Source organism: Pseudomonas bubulae, from assembly GCF_900618535.1.
GTDB lineage: Bacteria > Pseudomonadota > Gammaproteobacteria > Pseudomonadales > Pseudomonadaceae > Aquipseudomonas > Aquipseudomonas bubulae.
In genome coordinates this window covers 247591-263351 of sequence record NZ_UYJA01000006.1, presented here as the reverse complement: position 1 = coordinate 263351, position 15761 = coordinate 247591, and the positions used below count along the sequence as shown (strand labels likewise).

General features: G+C 53.5%; 22 protein-coding genes and 1 tRNA gene. 11 read left to right on the top strand and 12 right to left on the bottom strand.

The annotated features are described in order from the left end of the window. Window positions 1-5: 5 nt before the first annotated feature. The 8 genes from PPTH39_RS21395 to PPTH39_RS21360 all read right to left on the bottom strand — a co-directional run bounded on the left by PPTH39_RS21395 (window position 6) and on the right by PPTH39_RS21360 (window position 4898). Window positions 6-326, bottom strand: coding sequence for a phage holin, lambda family (locus PPTH39_RS21395; RefSeq protein ID WP_130872419.1), 321 nt, complete (start codon window positions 324-326; stop codon window positions 6-8). A gap of 87 nt (window positions 327-413) precedes the next feature. After that, window positions 414-884: a YodC family protein gene (locus PPTH39_RS21390; RefSeq protein WP_130872418.1), complete on the bottom strand. Its 471-nt coding sequence runs from the start codon at window positions 882-884 to the stop codon at window positions 414-416. A gap of 177 nt (window positions 885-1061) precedes the next feature. Next, window positions 1062-1445: an antiterminator Q family protein gene (locus PPTH39_RS21385; RefSeq protein ID WP_198417416.1), complete on the bottom strand. Its 384-nt coding sequence runs from the start codon at window positions 1443-1445 to the stop codon at window positions 1062-1064. 2 nt (window positions 1446-1447) lie between these two features. Continuing rightward, the gene (locus PPTH39_RS21380) at window positions 1448-2743 is read right to left on the bottom strand and encodes a tyrosine-type recombinase/integrase (protein ID WP_130872417.1); all 1296 of its coding nucleotides are present in this window, start codon (window positions 2741-2743) and stop codon (window positions 1448-1450) included. Next, on the bottom strand, window positions 2740-2949 hold the full coding sequence (locus PPTH39_RS21375) for a hypothetical protein (RefSeq protein ID WP_130872416.1): 210 nt from the start codon (window positions 2947-2949) through the stop codon (window positions 2740-2742). Before PPTH39_RS21375 ends, PPTH39_RS21380 begins: the two co-directional genes overlap by 4 nt. After that, window positions 2942-3637, bottom strand: a complete 696-nt coding sequence (locus PPTH39_RS21370; protein WP_130872415.1) for a replication protein P — start codon at window positions 3635-3637, stop codon at window positions 2942-2944. The genes PPTH39_RS21375 and PPTH39_RS21370 overlap by 8 nt, the downstream gene beginning before the upstream one ends. After that, on the bottom strand, window positions 3634-4407 hold the full coding sequence (locus PPTH39_RS21365; protein WP_130872414.1) for a DnaT-like ssDNA-binding domain-containing protein: 774 nt from the start codon (window positions 4405-4407) through the stop codon (window positions 3634-3636). The genes PPTH39_RS21370 and PPTH39_RS21365 overlap by 4 nt, the downstream gene beginning before the upstream one ends. A gap of 254 nt (window positions 4408-4661) precedes the next feature. Beyond that, on the bottom strand, window positions 4662-4898 hold the full coding sequence (locus tag PPTH39_RS21360) for a Cro/CI family transcriptional regulator (protein ID WP_307987432.1): 237 nt from the start codon (window positions 4896-4898) through the stop codon (window positions 4662-4664). A gap of 92 nt (window positions 4899-4990) precedes the next feature. Here PPTH39_RS21360 and PPTH39_RS21355 point away from each other — a divergent pair, with 92 nt between their 5' ends. The 8 genes from PPTH39_RS21355 (at window position 4991) to PPTH39_RS21320 (ending at window position 11615) form a co-directional block, all read left to right on the top strand. Next, the gene (locus PPTH39_RS21355) at window positions 4991-5761 is read left to right on the top strand and encodes a LexA family transcriptional regulator (RefSeq protein WP_095023619.1); all 771 of its coding nucleotides are present in this window, start codon (window positions 4991-4993) and stop codon (window positions 5759-5761) included. A 27-nt stretch (window positions 5762-5788) separates the two neighbouring features. Next, a complete protein-coding gene (locus PPTH39_RS21350) occupies window positions 5789-6262 on the top strand; it encodes a hypothetical protein (RefSeq protein ID WP_232527679.1) in 474 nt (157 codons plus the stop codon). Then, a complete protein-coding gene (locus PPTH39_RS21345; protein ID WP_130872412.1) occupies window positions 6216-6872 on the top strand; it encodes a BRCT domain-containing protein in 657 nt (218 codons plus the stop codon). The genes PPTH39_RS21350 and PPTH39_RS21345 overlap by 47 nt, the downstream gene beginning before the upstream one ends. 492 nt (window positions 6873-7364) lie before the next feature. Further along, window positions 7365-8459 (top strand): hypothetical protein, encoded by a 1095-nt coding sequence (locus PPTH39_RS21340; RefSeq protein WP_130872411.1) that lies wholly within the window; start codon window positions 7365-7367, stop codon window positions 8457-8459. 754 nt (window positions 8460-9213) lie between these two features. Continuing rightward, window positions 9214-9597, top strand: a complete 384-nt coding sequence (locus PPTH39_RS21335; RefSeq protein ID WP_130872410.1) for a response regulator transcription factor — start codon at window positions 9214-9216, stop codon at window positions 9595-9597. A gap of 393 nt (window positions 9598-9990) precedes the next feature. After that, window positions 9991-10338 (top strand): hypothetical protein, encoded by a 348-nt coding sequence (locus tag PPTH39_RS21330; protein ID WP_130872409.1) that lies wholly within the window; start codon window positions 9991-9993, stop codon window positions 10336-10338. 91 nt (window positions 10339-10429) lie between these two features. Beyond that, window positions 10430-10777 (top strand): hypothetical protein, encoded by a 348-nt coding sequence (locus tag PPTH39_RS21325; RefSeq protein WP_130872408.1) that lies wholly within the window; start codon window positions 10430-10432, stop codon window positions 10775-10777. Between the two features lie 25 nt (window positions 10778-10802). Next, the gene (locus PPTH39_RS21320) at window positions 10803-11615 is read left to right on the top strand and encodes a YfdQ family protein (RefSeq protein ID WP_130872407.1); all 813 of its coding nucleotides are present in this window, start codon (window positions 10803-10805) and stop codon (window positions 11613-11615) included. Between the two features lie 314 nt (window positions 11616-11929). Here the strand turns inward: PPTH39_RS21320 and PPTH39_RS21315 are convergent, their stop codons facing one another. Beyond that, window positions 11930-12526, bottom strand: coding sequence for an MltR family transcriptional regulator (locus PPTH39_RS21315; protein ID WP_130872406.1), 597 nt, complete (start codon window positions 12524-12526; stop codon window positions 11930-11932). Window positions 12527-12999: 473 nt separating this feature from the next. Here PPTH39_RS21315 and PPTH39_RS21310 point away from each other — a divergent pair, with 473 nt between their 5' ends. Genes PPTH39_RS21310 through PPTH39_RS21300 form a run of 3 tightly spaced genes read left to right on the top strand, consistent with a single transcriptional unit; the run spans window position 13000 to window position 14884 of the window. Continuing rightward, entirely contained in the window at window positions 13000-13380 is a 381-nt protein-coding gene (locus PPTH39_RS21310) for a hypothetical protein (RefSeq protein ID WP_130872405.1), read from the top strand. Window positions 13381-13415: 35 nt separating this feature from the next. Further along, window positions 13416-13832, top strand: a complete 417-nt coding sequence (locus PPTH39_RS23765) for a hypothetical protein (RefSeq protein ID WP_232527678.1) — start codon at window positions 13416-13418, stop codon at window positions 13830-13832. Beyond that, window positions 13733-14884 (top strand): tyrosine-type recombinase/integrase, encoded by a 1152-nt coding sequence (locus tag PPTH39_RS21300; RefSeq protein ID WP_232527684.1) that lies wholly within the window; start codon window positions 13733-13735, stop codon window positions 14882-14884. Before PPTH39_RS23765 ends, PPTH39_RS21300 begins: the two co-directional genes overlap by 100 nt. Window positions 14885-14965: 81 nt before the next feature. On the opposite strand, the gene PPTH39_RS21295 is transcribed toward PPTH39_RS21300, so the two are convergent. From PPTH39_RS21295 to ihfA, 3 genes are all read right to left on the bottom strand, one after another. Beyond that, window positions 14966-15042, bottom strand: a tRNA-Pro gene (locus PPTH39_RS21295). Between the two features lie 79 nt (window positions 15043-15121). Beyond that, a complete protein-coding gene (locus PPTH39_RS21290; RefSeq protein ID WP_095001969.1) occupies window positions 15122-15478 on the bottom strand; it encodes a MerR family transcriptional regulator in 357 nt (118 codons plus the stop codon). Next, entirely contained in the window at window positions 15459-15761 is a 303-nt protein-coding gene (gene ihfA, locus PPTH39_RS21285) for an integration host factor subunit alpha (RefSeq protein WP_002553164.1), read from the bottom strand. The genes PPTH39_RS21290 and ihfA overlap by 20 nt, the downstream gene beginning before the upstream one ends.

The window sequence follows — 15761 nt, the reverse complement described above, 5'->3', positions numbered from 1 at the left end:
GACCATCACTCGGACCGCCGTGGCAGCTTGAGGTCAGCGAAGCGGTCAGCCAGGTCGGCGATCTTCTTCACACCCAAGAAACCAATCCAGATGCCTGCCGGTGTGGCCAGACTGGACGGCAGGCCGAAGTACTCCAGCACCGCAATCAGGCTGGTGGTGAGCAGCATGCAGATGGTTGCTTCGAGCATTGCCTGCCGCCGAGTGCCGCCGCCGTAGATGATCCGCAGCGCCGCCATTACAAAGGACAGTGTGGCGGCATAGATCGTCGGCGAGTGCTGACTCAGCCACGCGAGCACTATCACCCAGGTGTCTGGCTTATCAGGCATGTTCGTGTATCTCTTTATCCTCCCTTTATTGGGAGCAGGAAATAAAAAACCCCGGCAAAGGCCGGGGTTCGAGTGACGAGGTCGGTGTTATTCCGCAGGGATCAGAGTTCCAACTTCAAACTCCTCAGTCATTTCGCCTTTACCCTTAATCCACTTGCAGCCAATAAGGTCATGCCGGACAGAGCCGCTGACTCTCCGAATGCTACCGCTCACTCCAATTGCAGCACCGCCAACCTGTTTCGGACCAAGGCGCGTGATGAGCATAAGCGGGCCTCCCGAAGCGAGGCGAACCTTATCGGACTCTTTAAATTCAAAATGGTTACCAGAGCTAACGAATTCCAGCTCAGTTTTTTTACGCCTATTGTTTTTAAGCTCAGCCCCTGAAAAGACCTTGCATATTACATGGTCATGGCTGAGTGGCGTCTTGTAAGCGGTCCGAGAACTAACACCGATCGCGCCAACACCACCAACAGCAATAGGACCTTCATCACTGACGGTCTCTAATTCACCGGTCAGCTTGTACCGCACAATATCGCCTAGCTTCAATGAATCGCTCATTTTGAATCTCCTGTTGGTCGATATGCATATGGAGGCGGAATATTCGAATACAACAGAAGGAGTGATTCTTAAAATGCAAAAAGCCCGGCATAAGGCCGAGCTTTCTCTGTGGTGTCCCGCTGTAACAGCTAAACACAGTGCTATGAAAACAGAGCTATTCCATATGGGCAACTCTTTTTACGCAGCTTCGCGCAGGGTCTCGAGAGCGCAGTCGATCCAGGCCACACCCGCCTTGATCAGCTCTCGCGCCTTCATCTCACTCACCTTGAAGTGCCGACCCACCCGCACTGCCGGCCACTTGGATCCGTAGTAAAGCCACACCATGTCACCCATCTGCTGGTCACGCTTGCACAGCTTGGCCAACGCCCCGTCAACGGCGCAGGCCAGCTCATCAGTGATGGTGTAAGACTTCGTGCTGGAAGGCAGCGCGTCACGCATCAAGGCCAGCATTGGCGAGGCATAGCTGGGAATCCCCATCCCGTCCATTCGCCACCAGCCCCATTGCTCAAGCATGTGTTCGGTATCACCCAAAGGTCGGTGCAGCGTTTTGCGAATCATCATTTTTAATCCTCACCTATGGTTGTTTTCTGAATAGCGCTGCAAGCCACGCCGTTAGTGGCTTCCAGCGTATTACCGGATTCTCCGAATCTAACGCCTGTCTGCCCGTGGATCAGGCTGAAACCCTTTTGGTCTAGATGGGCGTGCCACTTTTCCAGCGCGTCACGCTTGCGGCCCATCACGTCCGACTGGATGTACACCTTCACGTTGTGACCCATCGCGTGATTGATCAGCAGTTCACCGATCAGGTGGTCGATGCCGAGGTCTGCCCAGCCGGTACGGGCCACCTTGCGCAGGTCGTGACTGGTCCACTCGCCCTTTCCCAGCCGGGTGAACACAGCACTGGCCTGCCCTTCGCTCAAGGCCTTACCGTTGCGTGCCGGGAACAGGTACTGGCCGTCATAGCCACGGGCGGTTTGTATTTCGCGGTACTGGATCAACAGGCTGCGCACCTGGTCGGTCAATGGCAGGTGATGCTCCACGCCGGTCTTGGTGTGCTCCGCTGGAATGAACCACTCGCGTTCGGCCAGGCTGATATGCGGCCAGCGCGCTTGCCGGGTCTCCCCGATCCGGGTGCCATGGCACAACATTATCAACGCAAGCATGGCGTCAGCCGGATCGCTCGTCATGGCCCGGCCCAGTTCGCCCAGCAGATCCTGCAACTGCACACCGCGCAGGCGCGACGGCTTGATCCCTACCTTGGCCTTGGAGAAGTCACTGAACTTGATGCCCACCATTGGATTGGACGTGATCAGACCCAGCTTCAACGCCTGACGAAATGCCAGAGCCAGCAACTGGAACGCCAGGCGCACGTAATCGATTGAGAGGGATTCCTGCAGCGGCCACATGAACAGGGTATCGAGCGTGGCCTTGTTGACCTCAACCAGCGGCAAGTCACCCAGGCGCGGCAGCAGGTGGCACTTCATGGCCGAAGCACCGGTGTTCTTGCGCTTGGCCGACAAGCTGCGGTCGCGGGCCATGCGATCGGCATACCAGGTGAGCAGCTCACCAGTGGTGGCCCACTGGGAAATGGTCGAGCCCGCATCAGCAGATACACGCAGGCGCACGGCTGGCAGCTCGGCCAGAACCTGCTTGGCGCTCAAGTCCGGAAAGGCTCCAATGCGGTGCCAGCGGCGCTTGCTGAGCAAGTACCAGGAGCCACGGGTGCGATTCTTGGAGAAGCGAAAGTGCAACGCCGGGTGACCGGCATCCCGCAGGTCGCGCACATGCTCAAGCTTCGCATTGCGCCCAATCTCCGCGTCGGACAGCTTCACGGTCAGGGTTTTGATTTTGGTGTTCAACGGTCACCTTCCTGCTGGGGTTGCCGGTCGACAACCTCGTAAGTGGTTGGCCACATCAGGCGACCAAACGTGTGTGCCGCACTTTCATGCTCAAACAGGGCCACGGCCCGGTCGGGTTTGTGGCTCAAGTCGAGCTTGTACGAGCAGCAGTGAACGGCCCAGCGATAGGCACTCAGTTCAACCGGGGCCAGATGAGGGTTAGGCATGCGCTGCACCTCCCGAACGCATGGCCCGCAGCGCCGCCAAGGCTTTGTTGCCCACTTCCGGCGCGCTGCGTTCAAAGGCCCGTGGCGGCAAAGCCAATGGCATTTTCTGCAACGGCAGGCCCGCCAGAATGCGACGCACCGTGATCGTGTAGTTGCGCTCATACAGCTTGATGCTCAGGTCATGGGACAGCCGGTTGAGGTTTTCAAAACCGCACTCTTTGGCCGTGTGCCACACCGCGTCATGGGTCCACTTGGCCTGGCCGGCCATCGACGGATGGGCGTTACGGCAAGCCTCGCGATGGGCCGCAGCCAACCTCGGTAGGCCGAGCATTTCCGCTGTCGGCGTACACCAGCCGATAAACACACCCACGTTCGGCACAAAGTTCTTGGCGGCTTGGCGCGCCTGCATCAAGCCGAAGCGCAGTTGCTCAGTGCTGCAGATCCCGGCCTCAAGAAACCCGCGCATCCACTGCTGTTTGGCGGCTTTGTAGGTCGCCATATCCGGCCAAGCCTGCTTCCACGCCGGGAAGATCGAGCGCAGTTCACGGAACAGGCCGTTGATGACTTTGGCCGTGGCCTGGGATAGCTCGGTGGCGGGCTGGATGCTCTCGCTTTCACCGGCAGCGATAAATTGGCCGGTCTGCACCTTGGCCCACAGGCCGGTGGCGATTACTGAAACTTGGTTCATTGGGAGGCCTCCTGATGCAGCCAGTCGGTGTTTTCATCGTCAAAGGGTTCGTCAGAACGGGGCTTGCCCGGGAAGCGGCTGACGTTGGTTCCGGCGGTCTTGACCTGATCACGCTGCACCCACTTGACCAGCATGCTCACCCACTCGGCCTGGGTGTTGATCACACCCTTCGGCTCGTAGTGGCAGGTGAACAGGGCAATCACCGCTGGAGTGAACAGAGCGCCAGACAGGCCAACGTGAACGGCATAGGTTTTTAGGGTTTCCGGATCGGGCAACCAGTCCAGGGTCATGGCGACCATTTCGCGTGGATCGAACGGCTCGTGCGCGTTGGGTGGGTTTTCTCCCTTATATTCCCCTTCCCTTCCGGGGGTGAGGGCTCGTCTAGGCTCTGGCGGTTCCTCGGCGAGGGCTCGTCGAGCACTCTCCGAATCAGCGTCGATAGTCAGTCGATATGCAGGGTGTTTAATCGTCGGCCGATCGATCTTTTGATGCTTCCAGCCGTTGACGTGCAGGTACTCTTTACCCGACACCTCGTAGAGGTCGATCAGCCCGTTCATTGACAGCTCGGCGAGCAGTTCAGCGACTTTCGCCGAGGTGATGTCATCGCCTGGGAACACCAGAGCCTTCAGGGTCTTGGCCGACATGGGGTGGTTGCCTGCGTCGTCGCAGAAATTCCACACGCCGATAAACAACAGGCGTGCCAAAGGGCTGCATTCCATGACCTGTTCACTGGTCCAGAACTCGGGTTTTATCGTGCGGATGCGGGCCATTACACGGCCTCCTGTGCGGTGGTCGTAGAAAGTAAGGGCGCAAGGCGAGGTATCACGTCAGCGGTGTTGCGTGATGAACAATTGGTGCACATAATGGCCCCCGAAATATGTTGTGAAGAAGCCGGTCTAGCCACCGGCTTTTTTTTGCCTGCGATTTGGTAACTGGATGGATTAACAGCTAATCCGAGGTGCTGTTGGGTAAGTTCGGAAGAATTGATAATTGCCAGGCACGCAAAGCTGGCCGTCTTGATTTCTCAGACGGCGACAGCTTCAGGTGATTGGTTTTTTGCTGGATTCTGCGAAGGAAATGAACGCACCTCCTCTGCCGTGTACGAGCCATCCGCGTGCTTGGTGACGTATACGTCCCGACCACGGCGTATGGCTTTGCTGAGCGCGCCTTGAGTCATTTTTAGTAAGGCTGCCGCCTCACATTGCCCAAACTCCTGAGCAAAATGAGTGATGTGGGTTCTCTTCACAGGAGTTCTCTCCATGGTTTTCATGGCGAGATATTACCTATGGCATTTTTAAATGTAAATGCCAATGGCATTTGATGCTTTATTACCGATGGGAATAGGATTCGGCCATGAGCAAAAAGCCGCTACCCCCCGAAAAGAAAGAAGAGTGCCAGCGACTCAAGGCAATCTTTAACGCGAAGAAAAATGAGCTTGGTTTAACCCAGGAGAAGCTTGCTCATGCTTTGGAAATGAACCAGAGCTCCGTAAGCCATTACCTAAACGGTATTAACCCGCTCAATGCTGCAGTGGCCGCGAGCTTTGCGAAAATTCTCGGCGTCGATGTTTCTGCATTCAGTGAGCGACTCGCCGAAGAAATGACAAAAATCGCCCAGGCTATCGGCCCGCAGACCGTCAAAGAAGACAACGTAATCACTGTCGACTTCACCAGAAAGCCCGACAGCGAGGGATACGTGACCATCCCCCGTCTGGATGTCTCCGCATCCATGGGCCGAGGCATAGCAGCGCCAGACGGACACATTGATGTGATCCGTGACATTACGGTGCATTTGGACTGGCTCGCACGCCGGGGAGTCCATTATTCAAAACTCGAGAATCTGGCAATCATTACTGGCGACGGCGACAGCATGGAAGGCACTTTCAGCGATGGTGCGTCCCTTCTGATTGATCGCGGCATTACTGAAATAAAAACAGATGCCATTTATGTTTTCACCCTCGACGGCGACCTGTTTATCAAGCGTTTGCAGCGAATCACCGGCAAGTCCTTGTCGATGATTTCTGACAATCCGATCTACCGCCCGATTGATCTACATGGCGAACAACTGGAACGCATGCACGTCCACGCCCGCGTCCTCTTGGCCTGGGATGTGAAGAAGCTCTAACAAAGAATCTGCAGGATGGACCCTTGGATGACCCAGATTGAATCACCTGAGACAAACCGACTAATTCAGCGATCCCATGCAGAGCCGGCAAGGTCAAACCTCAGCTGGCACGAGACTTGGCTAGGTCCAGATTCTGGACTGATAAAAAACTGGGAAATTGGTCGAAATCTTGCCATCCAGAAACCCGACTTGGCATCGCGAACGCTGGCCGGAGAGCTCCCTCCCCTGAACTGGAAAGGTGGGAGCGATCGCACTCTGGTTAAGCGCGAAAAATTCGGCTCCTTGCGCTATCTGGCCCAATGGCAGGGGCTGCGCGGGGAAGATCTAAGCATCGCCTTGGATTCAGAAGTAACTATCAAATGTGTAAAAACGCAGATGATCGTGACCTTCACTCCGGACATTCGTAAAATCCTGAATGAGTCCGAAACTAACAACATTGAAGAAGGAGCTTTAAATGGTGGACCTGCATCAGGAGTTTCAGAAGAGTCGCTTTTTCCATGAAGACCGCATTGATAGGCGCTCTGCTGACGCCCTTGTAGGCTTGGCAGCCGGCATTGTTTCGGACGGTGTCGTCACCTTGAAAGAAGCCATTTTTCTTGAAGAATGGATCGCCAAAAATCTTCTGCATCTAGAAGACCCTGTCGTCAATATCCTCTATCGCCGCCTATCAAACATGCTTTCCGATGGGGTCTTGGATGCTGAGGAGTCGAGAGAACTTTTGGCAATGCTGCAAAATTTCTCAGGCCTGAGCCTTGGCCAAGGTAAAGCCGAGAGCAAAACCACCGAAACCAGCTTTACCGCCCCGAACGACCTCCCCTTCAACATGCCAATTCCAGAAATAATCTGGCAAGAGCGTCTGTTCGTTTTCACGGGTGTTATGGCCTACGGGCCGCGCAAGGACTGCCAGGCGCTTATTGAGGAGCGCGGCGGATTGATTGGTGGCGGGATCAATAAGAAGACCCACTACCTGGTGGTAGGTAGTGTCGGGAACGATCAGTGGCGCCATAGCAGCTATGGCTTAAAGATCATGAGAGCCGTTGAGTTGCGCGAATCGGGGAGCCCGATAGCCATCATTGGTGAGTATGCCTGGCAAGAAGCTCTTTTTACCTAATTGCACGGACTTGACCACCCAATTGCATTCGACTTGACCAGTCGTTTGCATTGGATTTGACCAGCACATCGGGTGGTTTTCACCGGCAGAAACCGACCCAAAGCTACCCTTTACGAGGGGCAGCAATCGGCCAGAAGGAGTCGCTCAGGCAGGACTGCTTTCGACCCATTGCGCCCCTAAGGATCCTCCGGACAAGTCGGTTTGAGCTGATCCGCCCCCTATAAATCCGGGGGCTTCAGCAGTCTCCTTTAACGAAAAAAAACTTGTTCGGAGGATCCCTAACGATGCCTTACTGGCCTGGAGCGATTCACATCATATCGGCGGAATGGCAAGATCTAACATGGAATTGGCTATGGGATCCTGGATAGGGGCGGACGACAAAAATAGCCAGCCGGTAAGGAAAAACATAAAAGGCAGGTTTGGAGTGTAAACATCCCTTTAGCCTTTTGAAAAAAATATAGACTATGCTTAACATTGAGAATTAAAAACAACATGAAGACCGTATATATTTTAGGGGCAGGATTCTCTGTCGAAGCAGGTGCACCGACACAAGCCGCTATTATACGCGAGGCATTCAGACTGCATAAATCAAACCTCGCAAACTTTGAACAGAATAAATTTGAAGAATTTACATGCTTCATTGAACAGCAGTTAAATATCTCTGAGGATATGTTTTCAAATATTGATCTTGAAGATATCTTTACTCCTTTAGATCGGTGTCTGGCTGAAAGCTCGCAGTTCAGAGGGATCAGCTTGGACAAGATAATGAAAGTCCGCGAATCGGTGTTCTATGTCGTCGGGCGCACAATACAGCTTTTGCTAAACGAAACAACAAAAACTAAAGACTATATAGACCATTTTGCGAGCTACTTGACCAGAGAGTCTTCAGTCCGAGCAGGAGTTGAGTATAAGAGGAAAGATCCTGTTAGCGTAATAAGTACGAACTGGGACATCTTGCTCGACAACTCAATTTACAAATCACTGCACTCGAACAATGACTACAACGGGGTAGTAGACTACTGCTGCTATATAAGCTCTAGAGACGAGAACGACGATACGGTTGTTCCTGGGCTTGAAAAGCTTGGCCAAGGCGGGTTCAATGTGAAGCTCTTAAAGCTCCATGGGTCTCTTAATTGGCTGCAATGTCCAAGGTGCGCAAGGCTGTATGCTAAGTTTTTTGAAAAAGACGCCATGCGGAATTTTGAGAATTCCACGTCATGCCGACACTGCGATAAGAATTTTCCTGAAGAACATGGCAGGCACAAACTTTCCCCAAATCTAATAATGCCAACTTACTTAAAGGATTTATCTAATCCGCAGTACAGGATTGTCTGGCAAAACGCTGGTATAGAGATTTCGGAAGCGGACGAAATTGTATTTATAGGGTACTCATTACCCTATGCTGATTTTGAAATGCGCCAACTGCTATCGAGAATGACAAGGAAAAGTGCAAGAATTCACGTGGTTGATTATCGTTCCGTGGAAAATAGAGCAGAATTAATGTCTCACTGGTCAAAATTTTTCGGCAAACGGGAGATAAAATTTAGTTTTGATGGCGCAAAGTCTTTTATCAATAGCCTGCAGTAAATCAGATCATGTTAGCAAGACTGGATAATGCATAAATACTTCAGAGCCTGGAAGTTATAAATTATCGCCAAAAGCGGTCCGCCACCACGGGCTGAAAACGACCCAATATAGCTAGTCCCTCGATCGCAGCAATGATCGTCACCGTTCTTGGGGATATACCGCAGTCGGTCAGGTGCGGCAAGTCCAATCGCTTGGGCCTCTGATCGGCTACCTAATGTTATTCAGCCACCATCACGCTTAGGGACCGCTCGAGTCAGCAATGTCTGTTTCTGGCCGACGGCGGTCGCTTGTCCATGTCCGCTTATGGCCGATTTCTGCCGGTCAAAGTCATCCAATGTACTGGTCAAGTCGAATGCAAATGGGTGGTCAATTGCGATGTAAACGGGTGGGCAAGTGGAATGCAAATCCCCACTTTTCGGACAGTCTGCTCCCATCTAGCGTCAGGCGCTGCACCTGAAAGCTCTCATCTGACCCAGATAGAAACCCGCAAAGCGCGGGTTTTTTCATGCCTAACGAAAATATTATTACCATTGGCATTTACAATTAATATTGCCATTGGTATTGTTTGCGCCATCGCCGGACCACACCGGCAACAAGCCGGAGACTCACCGGCTACCACGGCCAGGGGGAAACCTGACCCCAGCCCCCTCACGGGGATCGACTGGCTCAGTAATGAGAGCTCTTTTAAGAACGGACACTTTCACTGCTGCACCTGGCTTGCCGGGTGCATCGGGAAAACAACCGGGTAAACATCATGGAATCGACAATCGTAGACGGTGCATGGAAAGGCCATCTCGGCCGAGGCCTTGCGCCGCGGGAACTGCAATTTCTTCTTGCCGTGGCACAAGGCATGACCGCGAAGGAAATCGCCAGAGCGTTCGGCATTGCGCCGGGCACAGTGGTCAAGCGACTGGCCTGCGCCATGTTCAAGCTCGGCGTTCACCGCCAGGGCGCGATGGTCGCCGAAGCGATGCGACGGCAGATCATCACCCCGCTCTGCCTGCTACTGGTCGCAGTGATGACCATGCAGGGTCTTGATGACAGCGGGATAGCTCGCCGTGATCGTCGCCCAACTGAGCGACGGAGCGGCGAACTGAGAATGGCACGCCGCGCTGACTCATTTGATCTGGTCGGTTAATCGAATCAACCAGCGCCACGACAGCCTGTCGCTAACTGCCCGAGCCCCCTGGTACTCCCCAGCACCAGGCCGTATCGGTCTGATCTTCGGCATAAACCCGCCTGAGTACAGACCGATGCGGACGCCAACCCAGCAGACGCTGGACACCTGCATCACCCCTTCCCCACTGAAGCCCAAAACGGAGGACTCCGCCATGCACAAGTAAACAAAGACGGGCACGCCCGCACAGCCAGGCTCTTACATACGGTGGCGTTTTAAGAGTGCAACACAGCCCGGTTTCGACTGGGCTTTTTAATACCTGGGTTTATCCGTCAGCACTCGATTGCGCGCCCATCGGCAAACAGCGCAGTGACGAGTGCTGACGAATAACCGTAACCCTGTCGAGGATCGACCATGCACCCATCAATCGCCCAGCGCATCACCGTTCTCGACGGGTTGCGCGCACGTGCCCACCAGGCCACGGCCGAGTTCTACCAAAAGCCCGGTGTACAACCGCCGCCACTGGCACCGCTGATCATCGTGCGCCCAAGCGGGAACAACACCTTCTCGCTGATCAATCGGGCTACTGGCGTGGTCGTAGCCGAGCGCTTCGGACACAACAATGCCACTGCTCATGCTCGTGAGCTGGAGGCAAAAGAAGCGCAGTTCAACGTTAAGCGGTTCGGAAAATTCCTGAGCAGTTGGACTTTGCGCTTTGGCATCACGCTGACCGTGTTCGTCTTCTTCGGAAGTCACATTTGAAACGTGCCAGCGCATCCGCGCAACGACGCCTTCGCCAGCCCCAACACCACTTGCCGCCAAGCGGACTCCAAGCCAGACCGGAGCAACAGCCATGTCCAAACCTACTGATACCGCGCAGTTTCTCGAAGACCTCAATGGAGGTGCTTTCATCAGCCAAATCGGCCATGCCCTCTCAGAAGTAGCTGCAGGCGTAGTCGACCACGGCAAAGCTGGAAAGCTGGTGATTACCCTCGACTTCACCCAGATCGGCGAGTCCAGCCAGGTAAAGATCAATCACAAGTTGGATTACAAGGTTCCCACAAAGCGTGGAACTCGCAGCGAAAACACCCGGCTCGATACCCCTATGCATGTCGGTACCGGCGGCAGCATCGCCATGTTTCCTGAAAAGCACGACCAGCTTTTCAGCCGAGAAGAAGCCCCAATCACCCCGCGCACTTAAACCCGCTCTCACAGGTGCTTGAACCATGTCCCTAAGCCAAGAAGCAATTCAACTAATCACCGACACAGCCCTTTTGGCTGCTGGCAAAACTCTGTCGACCTACTCGCCAACGGCCGTCCTGCCTGAAGGTGTGAAAGTGGTTGATCTGGAAAAGTACCAGGTGGGCCGCAGCCGCTTCCGTGGTGTGCTTTCCACTAACTCTCTGATTGATTTCAGTACCTACGTCAAAGAACGCGCTATTGAAGGCGCCCGAGGCTTTATCGATCAGGACGAAATGACCTGCACGCTGATCTTCAACCTTGGCACAAACGTTGCACCCGGGCACGCAGATGATCGCGCAGTTCTGCGTCTCAAGCCGTCAGCAGGTTACAAGGCTGTCCAGGGCATCCCTGGGCGCGCGCTGTCGCAGAAAGACCTGAGTGACTGGATCGAAGACTGGAATGCCTCGTTGAGCGCCACTGACGAAGCCGGCCAGACAATGAGCATCGCCAAAGCTATCGCTGCGGTACGCACGATCACCATCAAAGCCTCATCGGAAAGTGATCACGCCGTCAGCGAAACCCGCACCAGTCGCAGCGCGATGGACCAGATCGAAGCAACCAGCAAAGAGACTCTGCCCGCCTCGCTGGTGTTCTCCATAATGCCTTACGAGGGCTTGAGCGTGCGCGATATAACCCTGCGCGTATCCGTCATCACCAGCGGTGCTCAGCCAATGCTGAAACTGCGCTGGATCGGTGAAGAAGTTCAGAGGGAAGAAATCGCGCAAGAGTTCAAGTCGGTACTCGATGCGCAGATTGGTACGGAGACCCCGCTGACGCTTGGAGCTTTTGCGGCTTAATCAAGCGGATTTATACAGGCTAAAGCTTGCTGGGGGCGAGTGCAACCGCCCCCCTTTAACCAATACTCATACCGAGAGGAGCGCAGTCACACCATATATTCACACCAAACATCTCATTTACCAATTTGGAATGGATACTAGTTAGACCCAAGCGCTAAATGGAAGTTTTGAATGCAACTCCCACCTCGCATTATCAACCAACTTTTCGGAAAATACCTAAGTTTCTAAATTGTTTTTCCCCATATTGAATTCAAGTGCACCGCCGAAACTGGCGGACGCCCCATGGTAAAGGATGGCACCCATTAGAGCTTCAGTTAGGAATCATAAATATCTTTGAAAACAATGAATCTGAGAGGTAGCTCAATCCCATCCTGCCTCATCTTACGTATTGTTGAAGAAAACATCACCCGAGTTTGCAAGTGCTGAATCGCAATCGAGAATGCAGCCTTGCTAAAAGGTAATAGCTCTCCATAGCTTCTGCCATGCTCATCAACCATTAATTTACACTCAGACGAAAAAAATGGAAGTTGATCTTTAGCATATCTAAAACAGTACATATTCTGTACTTGGGACGCTATACTCACATCAGCAAAAGAAAGTTTACCTGCGGAATGGGCAAAGCTATTCCTGATTTTTCTGACTATTTGAAGATCATTAAAAGTAACTTTATCTATAAATGCAAATGCAAATGCAATTGATATTTTTGCTGAGAAATTTGAAAGAGGCCCGCTCAGATCGAAAATATCTCTGACTTGCTTTTGCGACATCGCGACGGAAGACATGTTGTCTTTGAGTAATGTTGCCAAGGTATCTTCTAGTAATGCAGCCCCTACGATCGCCGCCCCTCGATCCGACTCATCAAAAAGATCAAATCCTCTTTTAACATTTAAATCTATACAAGCCTCGTCCATTTCACACCTTGATGATTGACACACTTAAAAACATACTGCCACACAATTATTACGATCGCACCAAACAACATACATCATCTAGTGCGGGTAGCCCGGAGTATTCAGGAAGCCAGGTAACCGTCTACCAGCCAGTCAGCACCTTGTCGACACAGAATCAACGTGCGATCGCAGCAGCGCACCCGGTGAAGTTCAGGTTCATTTACAGCAAGACTGTAGAGGGACTCACCATAGTGAATGGGGCGAAGCCGTGAAGCGCCTCATCCGCCGCAAGATCGAGGCCTGACTGATCCTGCTGGCTGCCAAGATCCTGACAAACCGTAACGTCCAACGCTCCGCAGTGGTATCACGCCGCGACAACAACGACATGTGGGCCATGGCCGAGAAACTCGAAGCGATCGCCAAAGGCACCAGCAAGAAATCCCCGCAACCCCTCCCCCTTCTAAGTTTGCCGTTATAGCGGCCAGGACGAAGTCATGCCTGAAATTAAGTGCGAATACGGCCACACCCAAAGCATCGGAACTGATGCTTGGGTTGCGACCCTTACCCTGGACCAGATGCGATACGCACGGGATCAGATGGCCGAGAGAATAAAAACTGCCGAAGAGTCTCCGAAGCTTACGGTCTGGCTCGTAAGCAATGGCTCGATTAACGAAGGCTGGTACAGGGAAGAACGCTACGTCGCGGCCGCTGAGCACCTGTTGCGAATCTACAAAGAGAGATTCATCAAAGAGGCTACGCACTTCAACGAGAAGCCTTTTTCTGTGCACACGTTCACCCAGGTGGTGCCGTCTATTACGCCAATTCGGGTAACTCAGCTCGAATATGACACCGAATGGTTTCCCGCAAAGCCCTAGCCAAATGCATAGCGCTTTTGGCGCAGAGGTAATTTATGGCAAACGCAACAGCAGCAAAGGTCGGACAGCACCTGCCGCGCATTCTTCGCGCCGGCGAAGCACCTGGTTACCTCGGCATGTGCCGTGGCGAATTCGACAAAACAGTCAGGCCCCACGTCCGGGAATTCCGCATCGGCACCCAGGGTGTCGGCTTTGACCGGATCGAGCTCGATGAGTGGGTAGATGCGTACATCGCAAGCAGGCTGATTGAAAAAGCAGTCAATCAGGACAACAATCGGCCTCGCAGCGAGCGCCAAGGCAAAGATAACGGAGCTACGCCATGGCCCAAAAAGCAATCACCGGCCTCCAGAAAATGCCGAGCGGCATCTGGAAAATCGACAAAAAGTACAGAGGAGAACGAATTCAAGAGAGTACTGGAACTTGTGACCGCCAAGAAGCAGAGCAGTACCTGATCCACTTGCTGGAAAAGCTACGACAGGAAAAGGTCTACGGTGTCAAAAAGGTAAGGACGTGGCGAGAAGCGGCTACCCGCTTCTTGCTGGAAGTGAAGGATCAAGCGTCAATCCATATATCTGCAACCTATATGGCTCAGCTTGATCCGTTCATTGGGGACATGCCGATCACGCACATCGATGACGACTCCCTGGCACCGTACATTCATTCCAAGCTGCACCCTGCCGAGGGCAAGCCTGTAACGAATCGCACGGTCAATATTGCCCTTCAGCGGGCAATCAGGGTTCTCAATTTGTGTGCGCGCAAATGGCGTGATGATGAGCGCAGACCATGGCTCGATGTTGTGCCGATGATCTCGCTCCTGGATGAGAAGACGAACTGTCGCAAGCCCTACCCGCTTTCTTGGGAAGAGCAGTCGATCTTGTTTGCTGAGCTGCCGCCAAACCTGCAGACCATGGCCATGTTCAAGGTCAATACGGGGTGTCGGGAGCAGGAGGTTTGCAAGCTTCAGTGGGATTGGGAAATCGCGGTACCGGAGCTGGATACCACAGTGTTTTTGATTCCGGCCGGGTTTGGCGGGCGAAGCGCAAGGTCTGGTGTGAAGAACCGCGACGAGCGCCTGGTGATTCTCAACACGGTGGCCAAGTCGGTCATTGAGAAGCAGCGAGGCCAGCACAAGCTGTACGTCTTCCCTTTTGGCAAACCAGACGGCGACGGGGATGAAACGATGGTTCACCGCATGAATGACTCAGCCTGGAAGAAGGCCAGGGTCAGGGCGGCGAAGAAATGGCAGGAGAGGTATTTGCGGCCGGCACATGATGGTTTCGCCCGGATCCGCATTCACGACCTGAAGCACACCTTTGGCAGAAGGCTGCGTGCAGCAGGCGTGACGGAGGAGGATCGCAAAGCTTTGCTCGGCCATAAGAACGGCAGCATCACCAGTCACTACTCAGCGGCAGAGCTGGACCAACTGATTGAGGCTGCAAACAAGGTATCAGTAACCGACTCACGCGCACCAGCGCTGACGATCCTGAAGAGGAGGCAGGGATAGCAGAAACCCAAGGTCACTCGAAAAGTCACTAGGGTAGAAATGAAAAAGCCACCGAGAAGGTGGCTAAGTCATTGAATAATATGGTCGGGACGGAGTGATTCGAACACTCGACCCCTAGCACCCCATGCTAGTGCGCTACCGGACTGCGCTACGCCCCGACTAGGCGTTACAACTTGCTAGAACGTTGAGAAATATACCTTAAGCTTTTGAAATACGAAAGTATTTTAAATGCCTTGGTTATTTCTTCAGTACCAGCAAGACATCCTCCAATTCGGAGATCGTTTGGCGGATCAGCTGCTTGTATTGCGTGGTGTCATCTTTGGCTTCATCACCGGAAAGCCGCAAGCGCGCACCTCCAATGGTGAAACCCTGGTCATAAAGCAGCGCACGAATCTGCCGGATCATCAGCACATCTTGGCGCTGATAATACCGGCGGTTTCCGCGACGTTTTACGGGGTTGAGCTGAGGGAATTCTTGCTCCCAGTAGCGCAGCACATGCGGCTTTACACCGCACAGCTCGCTGACTTCGCCTATGGCGAAGTAGCGTTTGCCTGGGATCGGCGGGAGCTCGTCGTTATGACTTGGTTCCAGCATAAGCCTCTACTCGGGCCTTCAACTTCTGCCCTGGACGAAAAGTGACTACACGGCGAGCCGTGATCGGGATTTCTTCTCCCGTTTTCGGATTGCGGCCAGGCCGCTGTCGCTTGTCACGCAGATCAAAATTGCCAAAACCTGACAGTTTGACCTGCTCGTTGTCTTCAAGAGCGTGCCTGATTTCTTCAAAAAACAGCTCGACCAATTCTTTGGCCTCGCGTTTATTCAGGCCCAACTCTTCGTAAAGACGTTCCGCCATCTCAGCTTTTGTCAGAGCCCCCAT